At 54.1% G+C, this 15370-nt stretch carries 11 protein-coding genes; 6 read left to right on the top strand and 5 right to left on the bottom strand.

Going from position 1 to position 15370, the window contains the following annotated elements; genetic code table 11:
* Window positions 1-97 precede the first annotated feature (97 nt).
* A complete protein-coding gene (locus H6F59_RS02980) occupies window positions 98-424 on the top strand; it encodes a 2Fe-2S iron-sulfur cluster-binding protein (protein WP_190695020.1) in 327 nt (108 codons plus the stop codon).
* Window positions 425-460: 36 nt separating this feature from the next.
* On the opposite strand, the gene H6F59_RS02975 is transcribed toward H6F59_RS02980, so the two are convergent.
* The 4 genes from H6F59_RS02975 to patD all read right to left on the bottom strand — a co-directional run bounded on the left by H6F59_RS02975 (window position 461) and on the right by patD (window position 5543).
* A complete protein-coding gene (locus H6F59_RS02975; RefSeq protein WP_190695018.1) occupies window positions 461-2335 on the bottom strand; it encodes an alpha/beta hydrolase in 1875 nt (624 codons plus the stop codon).
* A gap of 452 nt (window positions 2336-2787) precedes the next feature.
* A complete protein-coding gene (locus H6F59_RS02970) occupies window positions 2788-4416 on the bottom strand; it encodes an ABC transporter ATP-binding protein (protein WP_190695016.1) in 1629 nt (542 codons plus the stop codon).
* A gap of 150 nt (window positions 4417-4566) precedes the next feature.
* A complete protein-coding gene (locus H6F59_RS02965) occupies window positions 4567-5139 on the bottom strand; it encodes a zf-TFIIB domain-containing protein (protein WP_190695014.1) in 573 nt (190 codons plus the stop codon).
* A 62-nt stretch (window positions 5140-5201) separates the two neighbouring features.
* Complete coding sequence (gene patD / locus H6F59_RS02960) at window positions 5202-5543, bottom strand: heterocyst frequency control protein PatD (protein WP_190695012.1); 342 nt, start codon at window positions 5541-5543, stop codon at window positions 5202-5204.
* Window positions 5544-6005: 462 nt separating this feature from the next.
* Here patD and H6F59_RS02955 point away from each other — a divergent pair, with 462 nt between their 5' ends.
* From H6F59_RS02955 to H6F59_RS02935, 5 genes are all read left to right on the top strand, one after another.
* Window positions 6006-8291, top strand: a complete 2286-nt coding sequence (locus H6F59_RS02955; RefSeq protein ID WP_190695010.1) for a bifunctional (p)ppGpp synthetase/guanosine-3',5'-bis(diphosphate) 3'-pyrophosphohydrolase — start codon at window positions 6006-6008, stop codon at window positions 8289-8291.
* A 225-nt stretch (window positions 8292-8516) separates the two neighbouring features.
* Window positions 8517-9677, top strand: coding sequence for a 5-(carboxyamino)imidazole ribonucleotide synthase (locus H6F59_RS02950; protein WP_190695008.1), 1161 nt, complete (start codon window positions 8517-8519; stop codon window positions 9675-9677).
* Between the two features lie 52 nt (window positions 9678-9729).
* Entirely contained in the window at window positions 9730-10233 is a 504-nt protein-coding gene (gene uraD / locus H6F59_RS02945) for a 2-oxo-4-hydroxy-4-carboxy-5-ureidoimidazoline decarboxylase (RefSeq protein WP_190695006.1), read from the top strand.
* A 647-nt stretch (window positions 10234-10880) separates the two neighbouring features.
* On the top strand, window positions 10881-12026 hold the full coding sequence (locus H6F59_RS02940) for a glycosyltransferase (RefSeq protein WP_190695004.1): 1146 nt from the start codon (window positions 10881-10883) through the stop codon (window positions 12024-12026).
* A gap of 486 nt (window positions 12027-12512) precedes the next feature.
* The gene (locus H6F59_RS02935; RefSeq protein WP_242021236.1) at window positions 12513-13583 is read left to right on the top strand and encodes a glycosyltransferase; all 1071 of its coding nucleotides are present in this window, start codon (window positions 12513-12515) and stop codon (window positions 13581-13583) included.
* Between the two features lie 76 nt (window positions 13584-13659).
* On the opposite strand, the gene H6F59_RS02930 is transcribed toward H6F59_RS02935, so the two are convergent.
* The gene (locus H6F59_RS02930) at window positions 13660-15363 is read right to left on the bottom strand and encodes an ABC-ATPase domain-containing protein (protein ID WP_190695001.1); all 1704 of its coding nucleotides are present in this window, start codon (window positions 15361-15363) and stop codon (window positions 13660-13662) included.
* Window positions 15364-15370: the final 7 nt, after the last annotated feature.

Raw genomic sequence — 15370 nt, 5'->3', positions numbered from 1 at the left:
ACAGTTATCTAGAGTAAGCCCTGGGCTGGGGATGCTTGAGAACGCCGGGGCGATCGCGTTATAAAACGTAGATATTCTTCGTCTGCCAGGAAATGCCATGCCCACCGTCACCGCCCAAGGAAAGACCATGTCGTGCGAGGTCGGGGCCAACCTGCGCCAGGTCTTGCTAGCCCACGGCGTCGATCTCTACAACGGTCAGGCCAAGGTGATCAACTGCCGCAGTCTCGGCACCTGCGGCACCTGCGCAGTGGCGATCGAGGGCGAAGTTTCAGCCACCAACTGGAAAGACAAAGCGCGCCGATCCCTCCCTCCCCACGACCCCACCCGCGACCTCCGCCTCGCCTGTCAAACTCAAGTACTGGGCGAAATTGTTGTTACCAAATACGACGGCTTCTGGGGCCAAGGCCAAACCCCCATCTGGTAAACCCCAACTCTCCCACCCGCTAACCCTCCCACTCTCCTACCCCCTCACTCTCCCACTCGCCAGCGTCCCTCCTCTCCCACTTTCCTGCCGAGGCGTCCGAATCGCATCCAACATATCCGTCTTCGTGCCATCCACGCTGCCGCCCTGAACGCTCACCCGGTAGCGCATGGGTGATAGATAGCCTTGAATCTTGAACTTTTGGCAATCGATGTGAAGCTGGCTGAGGGCGACCTGGCGATCGCGATCGAGGGTGTCGAGATAGCCGCTAAACCCCAAAAACGCCAGCCGATAGAGCAACTGCTGACTAAACTGCCCCTCAAAATAGCCGCCGTGCACGTCTCGCTTACCGGTTCCGTAGTCGAGGGTCAGCATTAGATAGTCCCAGGGCAGCAGGGCCGATCGCCCCAGCGCGCGGGTTAAAAGCCCCGTCGGTCGGATAGAGCAACTATTGTTCTGCAGATCAAACTTCAGATCGGTGTAGTCGGTGCAGTCAAAATAGGTAAAGAAATCAGCCACCGTGGCGCGTTGACTATCGCGCTTCGACTGCACCTCAAATAAATCCCCCAGGGTGACTACTCCCCGAGCCTGAAACCGCTCATAGGTGAGAAACAAATTTTCCATCACCTTTTGGCTTGACTGGGCGATCGCCTCACCAACAGACAAATTCACCGGAAAGTCGCGATCGAGGGCGGCCAAATTGACCAAACCATAGTCGTCGATGCTGCCCGTTTTGTTTTGCAGCGCTACATTGCCTAGGCGATAGCCCCGAGCCTGAGTGCGGCTGGGAAAAGCAATATAGTTGGCGGTCGTAGAGGCAATGCGCAGCGCAATATCTCCCTCATTACAAAACAGGTACGATTCTGAAAATCGCCGCAATGACGACGACAAAAAGTTGGCCCGACTTGACACAATCGTCAGCACCGGAATGTCGGGAGAGGCAAGAATCAACCGCTCCAAACGGTACACATCGCCTACATCGCTGGGCGGCTGTTTATTCACCGATCGCATGTCAAATACATCTGACAAAATGCGAACGACATTGGTCACCACAAAGCCGCCCATGCTGTGGCCAATAAAGCTGAGCTTCACCTTATTGCGGCTGCGTTGGGCCCAATATTCGCGAGCTTTGAGCAGCGCTTGCTGTTGCTCATACTCAGTTTTTGCCAAAGGAAACAGAGAATCGGCCGTGCGTTGCACAATCGCCTGATCAATCTGGCGCAGCAGCTCGACTAGATCTAGCACGCCAAAATTGTCGGCCCGATAGCTGTCGCGAAAATACACGATCAGTCGCAGCACAACCAGGGCCGCCATCAACAGCCCTAGGGCGAGCAACAGCACCAGAGAAAGGCTAATTAAAAATCCCCAGGTCGATGTCTCTAGGGCGTTGAGCAATTCAAGAATCAGTAGCCCTAGCGCACAGATTGCCCCAGTCAACAGCAAATCTCGTGGCAGCGGTGGTAAGGCGGCCAGGGCCTCAAAAACTTTTTTGGGCTCGCTAAGCGCTACATTTTCAGAAGGCCATCGATAGCCGATAAAAACGCGGTGGGGGCTCCTGCTAATGGCCGAATCGTGGCGGTTGGCGTACTTAAAAATATTTTTGTACCAGGCCTGTACCCCATGGAGGCTGGTGTTGTATCCATGTACCGTAATTACAAGTTCGGCAAACCCATCGGCGCTGCTACCCATCATGCGGTGCAGGTGGTCGGCAATGTCGGCAATGCCCTGGTTAGCTTGCTGCTGAATTCTTTCGCTGGCTTCTTCGGCGTCTTCAATATTGGGTGGGGCGCTACTCATGACAAAGTAGCCGGGAATTTTGCCCTCAACGCCGCTGGTGTCGTTTAGATCAACGATTTGGGCCAGATTCTCCTCAGCGAAAACAAGTTTTTGAATAATAAAGGGAAGCTGTTTCATAGATGCCCTGGTTAGACTACACAGGAAGAATTTCAGGAGAGTAGTCGAAAGCTTCGGCTTTAGAGCCCTGCGGTACACGAAAATAGACTACAGTTCTGCGAAGCTTTTTACGAACCAAGCCTCCGGAAAATTCAAAATTAGGAGGGCTTAGTAATTAGAAAACTGCTACAAGGGTAAAGCCTGAATTAGAGCCATCACCAAGTTGTTGGCAGCTGCGTACACTAGGTGAGATCTGGATTGGATAGCTCAAAATGCCAGTATTCCAGAATATTGAGAGCATTCTCATCATTTTTCGTTCTTCTGCTACAACCTCCGCTTGTTTACAGGGTTATAGGCCAAAGTTCTGCCTCAGCTTTTGCCAGCGAAAGTGACTATTGTCTTCGGCACAGTAGCCATCGCTATAACTTTTCGCTAAGGCTTTTAGCCTAGATTTTGCTTAAAAACCTGGATGCTTAAGCTCCCTTAGCCAGTACCGGAGCCGCTTGCAGGAGGGTTTGGGTGTAGGGGTGCTGGGGCGATTCAAACAGCGTTTTCGTAGGGGCAATTTCTACAATTTTGCCCTGCTGCATGACGGCAATGCGATCGCACATAAACCTCGCTACCCACAGGTCGTGGGTAATAAATAGGTAAGTGAGATCAAACTCATGCTTGAGGGCAATCATTAGATCGAGCACCTGGGTTTGCACCGTGGCATCAAGCATGCTCACCGGCTCATCGCAGATCACCAGCTTAGGATGAGTGATTAAGGCGCGGGCGATCGCCACCCGCTGCTGCTGCCCCCCCGACAGATCGCCAGGAAAGCGCTGAAAATAGTCGGCGGTGGGGTTGAGGCTAACACGGGCGAGCATGTCGTGGGTCTGCTTTTCGGCCTCAGCGACGGTGGCCAGACCGTGGATCAGCAGCGGGTCGGCGATGCTTCTGCCCACAGTCATCATCGGGTTGAGGCAGGCATGGGGGTCTTGAAACACCATTTGCAGCTGCCGCCGCTGCTGCCGCATGGCTTCGCGGGAGAGGGTAGTAAGATCGGTACCGCAAAACTCCACCTGCCCGGCGGTCGGTTTCGCCAGCTGCAGAATGGTGCGCGATAGGGTGCTCTTGCCGCAGCCTGACTCGCCCACCAACCCCACCACCTCGCCCGGGTAAATCTCTAGCGAAACGCCGTCTACGGCCTTGATCACCTTGGACTCCTGCCCCCCCAGCAGCCGAGCGATCGGGTTGGCCTCTAGGGTGTAGTGCTGCTTTACGTCTGTCAGCCGCAAAATAGGTTCTATGGCGGTGGCGGTGTAGGCCAGCCCCTCCGCCTGCTGCATTTGCAGGGCCGACTCCACCAGCGATCGCGTATATACATCCTGGGGTTTCTGAAATACCGTAGCCGCCGTGCCCTCTTCCACCACGCGCCCTTGGTACATGACGGCGACGCGATCGCAGTATTCTGCCACCAGCGACAGATCGTGGGAGATCAACACTAGGGCCGTGCCCAGCTCGTCGCACAGCCGCGTCAGCTCATCGAGGATCTGGGCCGACACCGTCACATCCAGGCTGGTAGTGGGTTCGTCGGCGATGATCAGCTTGGGCTCTAAAATCATCGCCAGGGCGATCGCCACCCGCTGACGCATGCCGCCGCTAAACTCGTGGGGATACTGGCCAAACCGGCTGGCGGGAATGTTGACCTTTTCCAGCACCGCGATCGCCCGAGCTTTAGCTTCAACCTGGGACACCTCAGAGCGATGGGCACGCAGCGTCTCTATACAGTGGTCGCCAATGGTCATCAGCGGGTTGAGCCGCGTCATCGGGTCTTGAAAGACCAAGGCGATCGCCTCACCCCGAAACTGCCGCAGCCGCTGGGGGCTAAAGTCGAGCACCGACTCGCCGTTAAACCACACCCGTCCCTGTAGCTCCGTCGCCTTTGGCAACAGCCGCAGCGCCGCCCGCCCCAGGGTGCTCTTGCCACAGCCCGACTCGCCCACCAGCCCCAGCTTTTCCCCCGGCGACAGGTTTAAAGACACCCGATCCACCGCGCGCTCTGCCTGGCCTGGGTAGGTGACCGAGAAGCTTTCGAGGGCAAGGAGGGAGTCTGGCATGGAGGGGTAGGGGGTGGATGAGTAAGGGGTGGATGGGTAAGAGATGCAGTAGTAGTGGATTGGAGGGGTGCGAAAAATGCAGCCCGGAGAGAGAGCAAATGCCTGGTCAGTGATCTGACCCATCCACCCATCTACCCCCTACCCATCCACTCATTGATCCACCCGCCGCATCAAATACGCCACCCCAAAATCCCCGTTGGGGTGCTGTTCTAGCAGGTCAGCCAGCTCAAACACGCGCTGGGCAACATCGGGTCCTAGCTTGTCAATGGTGGCTAGTTTTTCTCGTTCGGTGTGCTCTAGCTCACGCACCTGGGCCTGCCAATCAGCAGAAAAAATATAGTCGATATGGGTCTGTAATTCGAGCTGCTGCAAGATCTCCCACTCGCCGCCATCGCACCAGATGCCGTTGCAGTTGGGGCAGCGCTCGACATAAAACGATCCCTGCGGCAGGGTAATGCGGCCCCGTACTAGGTAGCTGCGGCAATCGAGGCACAGAGCCGCCCGGTTATCGAGCGCAGCGGGCTGAAACGAGGTGCTCAATGACAGGGGCAGCACCGCCACTCGAATCGGTTCCTCGGGGTCGTTCTGTTGCCTTTGCCAGTCTGCATAATGTTCTGACGGAATCCAGCTGCCGCCACAGCTGGGGCAGCCGTGGACCGCCAGCCCCGGTGATAGCTGACTGTCTTGAAGGTCAATATCCCCTTCCTTAGGGCACTGATACAAATCACCTACTCCCAACCATCTACCCAACGAACCCCTAATATTAAACCACCTAGGCTAGGGCGTTAAGTCGGGTTGGAGATCGCCTGCTCCAAAGCTTGGCAAAAGGTCAGCAGCTGATCTAGTTTTTTGAGCATCTGCTGCTGCCGCTGCTGGGTTGTGGTCGACTGACGAGCCGCCTGCAAAAATGCCACATCCATCGCTAGCAGCCTGAGAGTGCGGTTGATTTCGGTTAGCACAGGCTGAGCGCTGGGCAACTCTTCTCCCAAAGGCAGCATCTGGTGCTGAAACTGTTGCTGAGCCAGCAAAAACTGCGCCTGTAGAGTGCGCCCGTCGGGATTAGCAGACTGCACCAGGCCGACCATGGTCTGGAGGTGCGATCGCAGGGTTTCTAGGGCATTCTTCATGAATAGATCCCCCCTTCAGTGCCGTATCAGCAGCGACTTGGACAACGTTTTACGATAACTAGAGATAAATTGCTGATTCCCCTTATCGGGGACAAATGTTAAGGTTAATACATAACTATCCATCAACCCTCAGTCAGCCTTAAGTATTTATTGCGGCCTGAGTGGCAGATGCGATTTTTCCCAAAGTTATGGTGTAGGTTGTTTCTATCTCGGCGAGCTACTTTGTTGTAGCCCCATTACATTCACCTATTGACAGAACGTTTGTACGATTTCTGTCTGCTTTTTTATCTCAAATTTAAGTGAATCGGTAGACGTCCTTATCTGTCTTGAGGCGGTTCTATCTTAGTAATAATTCAACTCTTTGAGTCTTGCCTAGACTTAAATATAGTGTTCAAATACGAGTTCCTGTTTCTGGCGATTTTATAGTCCACCCACAATCCCTGATAGGTCACTGGCACCCTTATGACTGCAACAGTTCATCCACCCCTACCCGATGACTGCACCCTGCCTGGTTGGCTCGAAACCTGTGTGCTAACCCACCACGATGACAGTCAAGGTGATCTTGTCCAAGACCCGAAAGACAAATCCAATAACCTGCTGGTGTGCCAGGCCTTTGAGTTTGCCTACACATTACACAAAGGGCAGTATCGCGCCTCAGGTGAGCCCTACATTTGCCACCCCATCGCCGTAGCTGGGCTGCTGCGTGACCTAGGCGGCGATAGCGCCATGATTGCCTCTGGTTTTCTCCACGACATTGTCGAAGACACCGATATCACGCCGGAAGAACTTGAGGGCCACTTCGGCGATGAGGTGCGACAGCTGGTAGAAGGGGTAACCAAGCTGTCAAAGTTTAATTTTGAGAGCAAAACCGAGCGCCAGGCCGAAAATTTTCGCCGCATGTTCTTGGCTATGGCCCAAGACATTCGGGTGATTGTGGTGAAGCTGGCCGATCGCCTCCACAACATGCGCACCCTGGAGCACCTCAGCGACGAAAAACGCCGCCGCATTGCCCGCGAAACCATGGAGATCTTTGCGCCCCTAGCTAACCGCTTGGGGATCGGCCGCTTTAAGTGGGAACTGGAAGATCTTTCGTTTAAATACTTAGAGCCCGATGCCTACCGCCAAATGCAGCGCCACGTCACCGAGAAGCGGGCCGATCGCGAGGCGCGGCTCGTGGAGGTGGCCGAAACCCTGCGCCAGCGCATGCACCAGTCTGAGATTCAGGTGGTCGATGTCAACAGTAGACCCAAGCATCTCTACGGCATCTACCGCAAAATGGAGCGGCAGCAAAAGGATTTCAGCGAAATCTACGACATTGCTGCCGTTCGCCTCATTGTCGGCACCAACGAAGATTGCTACCGCGCCCTGGCGATTGTACACGACGCCTTTCGCCCGATTCCCGGTCGGTTTAAAGACTACATCGGCCTGCCGAAGCCCAACCGCTACCAGTCGCTGCATACGGTGGTAATTGGCCCCAAGGGTAAGCCGATCGAGGTGCAGATTCGCACCCTCGAGATGCACCACATCGCCGAGTACGGCATTGCCGCCCACTGGAAGTACAAAGAAACCGGCGCTTCCACCAATACCCGCATCAATGCCGACGACGAGAAATTTACCTGGCTGCGGCAGCTCTTGGAGTGGCAAAACGACCTCAAAGACGCCAAAGAATTTCTCGAAAACGTTAAGGGCAATCTGTTTGATGAAGACGTCTACGTCTTCACCCCCGATGGCGATGTGGTGCCGTTAAGCAGGGGGGCAACCTCCGTAGATTTTGCCTATCGCATTCACACTGAGGTGGGCAACCACTGCGCTGGAGCTAGGGTAAATGGCCGCATCGTCACCCTCGACACGCCGCTGGAAAATGGCGACATCGTTGAAATTATTACCCAAAAGAACAGCCACCCCAGCCTTGACTGGCTCAATTTTGTGGTCACCCCCAGCGCCCGCAACCGCATTCGCCAGTGGTATAAGCGATCGCACCGCGACGAAAATATTGCCCGGGGCCGCGACATGCTTGAAAAAGAACTGGGCCGCAGCGGCTTTGACGCTCTGCTCAAGTCTGAACCTGCCCAGCTGGCTGCCGAGCGCTGCAACTACCAAAGCGTTGACGACTTTTTGGCCGGACTGGGCTACGGCGAGGTGACGCTCAATTCTTTTGTCAATCGCCTGCGTGAGGCCGTCAAAGCTAAGCAGCCCCTAGAGACGCTGTCGCCCGAATCCTCGCTGCAAGACTCTGATCGGTTTCTGGCCGGAGCTGTTGCCAACCCCCAGCGCCCTCGCCCTGTCCCTTCCAAGGATCCGATTTTGGGAATTGAGGGGCTGGTGCACCACATTGCGGGCTGCTGTAACCCGCTGCCCGGCGAACCGATTATGGGCAGCGTCTCCTTGGGTAGTCGAGGCATTGCCATCCACCGCCAAGGCTGTCCTAACCTGGTCGATATTCCGGGCGATCGCATCATCCCCGTCAGCTGGAACCCGGTTGACCACAGCGGCTCTCGCCACACCTACCCGGTAGAAGTGCGCATTGAGGTAATTGACCGCGTAGGCGTCCTCAAAGACATTCTCTCTCACCTGTCAGACCTGCAAATTAACGTTCACAAGGCCCAGGTCAAAACCTTTCCTGGCCAAACCGCCGAGATTGATCTGGGGCTTGACGTCAAAGACCATGCCCACCTCGAACAGACCTTTGGGCAAATTCGTAAGATGACCGACGTACTCAAAATTCGCCGGATGAGTCAGGTCGCTTAGTACTTGGACCAAGCTCGTTGAGATAGGCTCTCACCGCCCGGGGTTCAGGGTTTAAGGTGTATGGTTTAAGGTCAACCTCGAACCTTGAACCCTGAACTTCAGACCTTGGACCCTTCCCCCACCAACCAACAACCTTTGGTCTGGCAAACCAATAGATTATTGACCAACAAAAATTCTGTTGAAGTGCCGTAGGATAATGTGGGTTTGCACGACGGTAGGCGCACTATGGAGCAGGCAACCCCCAACTTTATTCGGCGAGTTGGTGTCATTGGCGGCGGACAGCTCGCCTGGATGATGGGACCAGCGGTGCAAAAGCTGGGTCTAGAGCTTGTGGTGCAGACGCCCAACTCGACCGACCCAGCCGTGACAATCGCTCAATCCACCCTCCTGGCCCCCATCGCCGATATCCCCGCTACCGCATCCCTCGCGGCCCAGTGCGATGTGATTACCTTTGAAAATGAGTTTATCGACTGTGAAGGGCTCCAGGCTCTGGCTCAACAGGGCACAGTCTTTCGCCCTAGCCTGGACGTATTGGCCCTGGTGCTCGACAAGCGCCACCAGCGCGAGTTTTTTGCGCATATTGGTTTACCCAACCCGCGCTACAACTTTTTAGACGGTGATGAAAGCGAGGCCGAACTTTCCGCTAAGGCAGAGCCGATTGGTTTTCCGCTAGTGATGAAGACCCGCCGTTTAGGCTACGACGGCTACGGCACCTCAGTAGTCAAAGATGCGGCTCAGCTCAGCGCCACGTGGGACAAATTTAACCGTGCCCCGGTGCTGCTGGAGGAGTTTGTGCCCTTCAAACAGGAGCTGGCGGTTATGGTTGCCCGCTCGGCAGAGGGGGATGTTGCTGTCTTCCCCACCGTAGAAACTCAGCAAGTCGGGCAGATCTGTCGCCGTGTCTTTGCCCCTGCCCATGTTAACCCCGAGGTCGCCGCGAGGATGACCGGCCTTGCCCGCACTCTGGTGGAGCAGCTTCAGCTGGTGGGCATCGTCGGTATTGAGTGCTTTCTCACTTCGGACGACCGGGTGCTGATCAATGAAATTGCCCCCCGCACTCACAACTCGGGCCACTACAGTCTCGATGCCTGCGAAACCTCCCAGTTTGAGCAGCAGCTGCGGGCTGTGAGCGATCGCCCCCTTGGCCCTACTGCGCTCAACTGCCCACAAGCCGTTATGGTCAACTTGTTGGGGCTAGACGAGCCTGAAGTCAGCCACCACCAGAAGCTTGAGACCCTTAAACAATGGCCTGAAGCTACCCTCTACTGGTACAACAAAGCCATTCGCCCCGGACGCAAGCTGGGGCATATAACCCTGCGGCTCGACGCAGCGGCAGACCCCATCGCAGCCGCCGCTGCGATCGAGGCCGTTTGGTACGGGGCGTAACCCACCAGCCACCGACCTATCTAACGAATCTAAGACAGCGCCCCATTCACCCATGCCCTATACCCTAGACCAGCTCAATGCTATGGCCGAGGCTGACTTTGTCGCTGCCATCGGCCCCGCCTTTGAAGAAACGCCCGCGATCGCCGCTCAGATCTGGCCTTTGCGTCCTTTCGTCTCCGTAGCCGATCTTCACCAGCACATGGTTGCTATTGTGCGAACGATGCCTGCTACGGACCAACTGGCCTTGATTAACGCCCACCCCGACTTAGGCACAAGGGTTACTATGGCCGCAGCCTCGGTGTCAGAACAGAGCAAAGCCGGGCTTAATAGTCTCACTAACGAGGAATATCATCAGTTTCAAGCCCTTAATCAGCAGTACAAAGATAAATTCGGCTTTCCCTTCATATTGGCAGTGGCAGGACATACCAAAACCTCAATCTTAAAAAACTTTGTAGAAAGATTACGCAATTCCACGGATGCAGAGATGTCTGCTGCTTTATTGGAAGTTGAGAAAATAGCCTTATCTCGCCTTGATAGCTGGATTGTGTCTGCTTAAGCTTTTAAGAGGTTGAGGGATTCAATATAAGAACTTTATAAAACGGTTGGGCATTGCAGGAATGATTAAGATTGCGTTTCCCACGTAAGTATCGGTATGTACTGACGGGGTAAGCGTGATAACTTTGGCAGAGTCTTAACCAATCCTGTAGTGAGTCATGACGGGCTGCCCATGTGCATAGAGCTAATCTGTAGTTTTGCTCCGGTCAGCTAGTACGGTGACCGGGCAAGTCATAGATGAGCTTATGCCTAACTGTAGTCAACGTTGTGACAGCCGTAGGCTTTTGCAGCTTCGGCGGCCTATTTGGAAAAGTTCAACGATAAAACCTAAGCTTTCCTTGACCCTATAGTCAGGCGAAGCACCTCAAATGCTTATGCTTGCCCTCACGCTAAGGATAGCGCTTGAATATCTTTGGAGACACAGAGCCATGGGTTTTACTTTCCACGCCGAGCTAGCCTTTGAAATACCTATTTATGCAGCTATAGACCACAGATTTAGGATGGGCACTTCGTTACACACTTAGTCTCTAAAAAGTCTCTTTTGACGGGCTCGAAGAATCACCCTTCTAAGACTTTTGAAGATTACTTGAGAAGATGCGATCGCATTAAGTTCCACTGCTCACCTATAAATCCTATGGTCAATCCGCCATGACATCCTTACCCAGTCAAACCACCAGCTCAAAATTCCACGTTTTAACCAGTACAAAATTTGACTTCGAGCATTTCGTTACCCGCGCTGCTCTGGGTCAAGGGCCGCGGCATACTATTTGGCAGCTTAAAGAGAGACTCAATGCTCAAGTTCATCAACCAGATTTTGAAGATGACAGTCTGGTTAATGGCTTCGATAAAGTTCTTTCTAAACTAATTGGCAGACCGCATCAGTGGGCTTTAGCAAGACAGGTTTTAGCTCAGACCAACTCCGATGATGTTGTCTACTGCTGTGGCGAAGATGCTGGTCTACCCTTAGCCCTGCTTGCATTATTCAAGAAAAATCGCCCTCGGTTAGTTGTCAATGTGATGTGCCCAGAACGGTGGCGGCCCAAGCTGCTGCTCAAATGGTTTCAGCTGCACCGCAGTATTGATGCATTCACTGTAAACACGACTCTGAAAGTCCAAACTTTAAGAGACATGCTCAACCTAGGTGAGGATGGCGTGACTTGTTTGGCCGAGCAGACCGACAAACAGTTCTTCTACCCTGAACCTGGCACAATTGAAAAGCATCGTCCCTTGATTGCTAGTGCTGGCTTGGAGCAGCGAGACTATATCACTCTTGCTAATGCTACTCACCAGTTAGATTTAGACGTCAAAGTCTGCGCTGTATCACCCAATGCCACTTCCAAAACGCGGTGCAGAATTCCTGAGCAACCGCCCCAAAACATGGAAATGCGGTATTTCGACTGGGTTGATTTGCGCGATCTTTATCGCAGTGCCGATATTGCCGTAGTTAGCCTAATCAACAACACCTATGCCGCTGGCCTGACGGTTTTGATGGAAGCAATGGCTTGCCGCCGACCAGTAATCATCACCAAAACTGTAGGATTGGCCACAGAAATGGCTGAGAAAGGTCTCGTCTGGGGCGTACAACCCGACTCCCCTGAAGAGTTAAAGGCCGCCATCGTACACGTCTTAGGCCACCCTGAGGAGGCGAGTGCTAGAGCAGAGGCAGCTTATCAGCACTATTTGGAAAACCACACGAGTGAGCAGCATGTTGAGCAGGTGTCCCGATTGCTGCAGCGGGTTGCCAACAGCACAACGTCAGACCAGCCCATGGTTATACGAGCAAGACCAGTTTAATGGTTTATCTAGCAGTAGTCATTGCCACCAGATTATCTAACTAATAAGCTAGCAGCTCTGGACTAAGGCAACCAGCCAGCTAGAGAATAGGGGATGTAGAGCTTGATCTACGTCCCCTATTCTGTCTTTCTATTGGTGGACTATCTGCGGAAAATTAGTATTCCTCTAGGCTGATCTAATTGATGACGGTTTTTGGTTAAGTGAGGAACGTTATAGGATCTAACAATAGTTACTGAGTAAAGGCTTTAACTTGGTTTCTAGCCTATACTGTGCGCTGGAGCAGTCAGATCGATACGGGTACTGATATACAGGTGGAGCCTTACCTTAGTGATTCTCCAGTAGCACCAACTACCAATGCTTTCCACAAGAGTCCGGCTTGAGCATGATTTAGCGAAAGCCTTTAAAGATTTTTCCTGGTAGGCTGTCAGTGTCTTGAGAGTCATGGGCTGATGTCAACAAATTTTTTTGCCGCTTGTCAATGAGGTTATGACCATGAAATGGGCGATCGCTGCACCATTTTTTGATATTGATAATATCGATACTGCCAACTGGTTAGAGCCTTTTGTGCCAGGCGATGCCCACGAGTTTCAGCTCATTCCGCGACAAAAACCGCTGCCAAAATGGCACGATCGCAAGTCTAAATTTACGCCAATTGACGACTGGCTTGTCTACATGAGACAGGCCGCTGACGCACTTAATTCAGACGCCGACGGAGTGATCACCGTATTCCCTCAGGTGGCTTCGGCGGTGGGTTTACAGCAAAAGCTGAGATTTTCCAACAAGCCTGTAGTCGCATGGCTTTTCAATGTGGGCACCTGTAGATCAGGTCTGCGTCAGAAGCTTGCCCGAGCTAGTCTGAGCCAAGTTGATCATTTTGTGGTGCATACTCGCAAGGAGATTGAACTTTATAGCCAGTGGCTGGGATTGCCCGCCAATCGGTTTGAGTTCTTGCCCTATCAGGTGCCCGAGATTCCCATTGAGTACGGAGAAGAGCGAAAAACTCCCTTTATTGCCTCCCTTGGGTCTGCCCATCGCGATTTTCCCACTCTGTTTGAAGCGGTCAAAAAGCTCAATATTAAAACTATAGTGGCCACTGGCCAGGGTGCTGTTGAGGGTCTGATGATTCCTGAGCAGGTGGAACTGCCCTTTGGCATTAGCAAGGAGGAGTGCTTACGTCTAGGTCAGCAGGCTCGATTAAACGTTGTGCCGCTACAGCCCAAAGAGGGAGTTACGGCTGCCGGGCAGGTTACCTTGGTGGAGGCCATGATTATGGGCCGACCGCTGATTGTCACAAACTTTTATGGGGCCGAAGATTACATCATCCATGGCGAAACCGGGTGGTTAGTCGAACCCAACTCCTTGGAGAGCATGACCGAGGCCATCGACCTACTCTGGCACGACGATGCTCTGCGCCAGAAACTCGGTGAGAATGCCCGCGCCTACGCCAAGGAGCATTTTTCTGACCCCTGTGCTGGTCGCCACTTAGAGCGCATTCTCAACGAAGTAGCCGAGAACCGAAATACACTGGCTAACGCAAAGCTGCAGTGGGCTAAATAGCTCAAAGCTACCGAGCGTTTCAGACTTCGCGCTCTAAATTGTGAAATGGCGTTTGCGCTTCTCACCAACCAACCGGTTACTCGATCTGGAGGGTGCGCAGCCGATTAATAGCTGCCGCTAGCTCTAAACCCCGAAACCAAACTAGATCACCCATGGGCCACTCGGTCAGGCAGTCTAGTCCATACTGATCGATGTCGGCCATGACTGCGGTGATGGCCTCAAACAGCAATGTGGTTGAGGTCATGTGGTAGCGCTGAGCGTAGACGATCGCCGCCGCGATCGCCCGCACTTGGCCTGGCTCCACTAACTGCTCCACCGCTGATAGATCAATCGCTTCGGTGCCAATTTGGAGCTGATCGACATCCCGCGCCCTGAGCTTGACGCTGTGGCGGCCTTTGCTGGGGTCAATGCTGTCGGGCCGAATGATTCGCGGTACGAGGGTGCCGAAGCACTCGCCGCCCTCGCGATCGCGCTCTGTTTTAAACTCTGCCGCAATGGCTTTGGCTCGCTTGGTCACATCTTGAGGGCAAAACTCATCCATGGCGATCACGGTGTCGGCCACATCGAAGTAGTCGCCGCTGCCCCCCATTACCAGCACGGTGGAGATGCCGTAGTCGGTGAAGAGCTGCCGCACCTTGTCGATGAAAGGGGTAATGGGCTCGCGATCTTTGGCGATTAGCGCCTGCATCCTGCGATCGCGAATCATGAAGTTCGTCGCTGAGGTGTCTTCATCCACCAGCAGCACCGTTGCTCCCGCCTCGATTGCCTCAATCGTGTTAGCCGCCTGGGAAGTGCTGCCACTGGCGTTGGGCGTTGAGAAATTCTGCGTCGATTTGCCCTGGGGCAGGCTGTCAATAAAGGGCGAAATATCGACCCCGGCAATGCTGCGGCCATCCTCTGCCCGCACCTTTGCCGCCGTCGGGTTGGTGACTACCTGGTGTCGCCCATCGTTAGGAACGTGGTTGTATATCCCTGCCTCAACGGCCCGTAGCAAGGTCGATTTGCCGTGGTAGCCGCCCCCCACAATCAGCGTAATGCCTTTGGGAATCCCCATTCCGGTAATCTCTCCTGCATGGCGACAGCGCAACGTCACCCGCAGCGATTCAGGAGATTTAAAGGGAACCGCCTGATCCTCCAATGGGTGATCGTCCACGCCGCTGCATCGGGGCAGGATAGCACCATCAGCGATAAAGGCCACTAAGTTGTGGGCAGCGAGCTGCGATCGCAGCTCCTCCGCATCCTCAGCCGTATTGACATGGTGCTGAAGCTTCGCTCCATCCAATGCGTTATAGAGCAAAGTTTCCTCAACCAAGGCAGGAACAGACTCGCACAGCAACTCCGCTGCCTGCCGCCCCGCAATCCGCCGCCCAAAGGCAGGTAAACCCACGGTAAACCGCAGCTCTACAGTCTCTTTGGTAACCCTGGCCGCGCTGCGATTGAGAACGGCCTGGCTGGGGCGCACAATACCAATTAATCCGCTTTTGCCCGAACCCGATGGGCGTTGGCGAACCTGAGTTGCCCGATAAAATTCACGGGTGAGATAGTCTGTTAAAGCGATCGCCCGACAGGGCAGTTCCCACAGTTGCCGAGGGAACCCCGCTACCACCTGCGGCACCACCACCCGCACTCGACTCGGAGCCGCAAAGGGGTCGCCCTGCACATGGTCAATGTGCAACACAAATTTCCCAAAATCATACTTTCCCTTAAGCCCCTTATACGCGCCATAGCTCTGGCCATCGAGCCGATGAAGCTGGTCGTAGAGGTCGTCTTGAGTCGCCATAGTACAT

Origin of the sequence: Nodosilinea sp. FACHB-141 (genome assembly GCF_014696135.1) — a bacterium.
In the GTDB taxonomy this organism is placed as follows: domain Bacteria; phylum Cyanobacteriota; class Cyanobacteriia; order Phormidesmidales; family Phormidesmidaceae; genus Nodosilinea.
The sequence above is the reverse complement of the archived record's forward strand: the minus strand, read 5'-3'. Positions and strand labels throughout refer to the sequence as shown.

Coding starts and splice junctions, on each gene's coding strand:
- H6F59_RS02940 (WP_190695004.1), top strand. CDS start 10,881: ATGACATCCTTACCCAGTCAAACCACCAGCTCAAAATTCCACGTTTTA.
- H6F59_RS02975 (WP_190695018.1), bottom strand. CDS start 2,335: ATGAAACAGCTTCCCTTTATTATTCAAAAACTTGTTTTCGCTGAGGAG.
- H6F59_RS02955 (WP_190695010.1), top strand. CDS start 6,006: ATGACTGCAACAGTTCATCCACCCCTACCCGATGACTGCACCCTGCCT.
- H6F59_RS02930 (WP_190695001.1), bottom strand. CDS start 15,363: ATGGCGACTCAAGACGACCTCTACGACCAGCTTCATCGGCTCGATGGC.
- uraD (WP_190695006.1), top strand. CDS start 9,730: ATGCCCTATACCCTAGACCAGCTCAATGCTATGGCCGAGGCTGACTTT.
- H6F59_RS02950 (WP_190695008.1), top strand. CDS start 8,517: ATGGAGCAGGCAACCCCCAACTTTATTCGGCGAGTTGGTGTCATTGGC.
- H6F59_RS02935 (WP_242021236.1), top strand. CDS start 12,513: ATGACCATGAAATGGGCGATCGCTGCACCATTTTTTGATATTGATAAT.
- H6F59_RS02980 (WP_190695020.1), top strand. CDS start 98: ATGCCCACCGTCACCGCCCAAGGAAAGACCATGTCGTGCGAGGTCGGG.
- H6F59_RS02970 (WP_190695016.1), bottom strand. CDS start 4,416: ATGCCAGACTCCCTCCTTGCCCTCGAAAGCTTCTCGGTCACCTACCCA.
- patD (WP_190695012.1), bottom strand. CDS start 5,543: ATGAAGAATGCCCTAGAAACCCTGCGATCGCACCTCCAGACCATGGTC.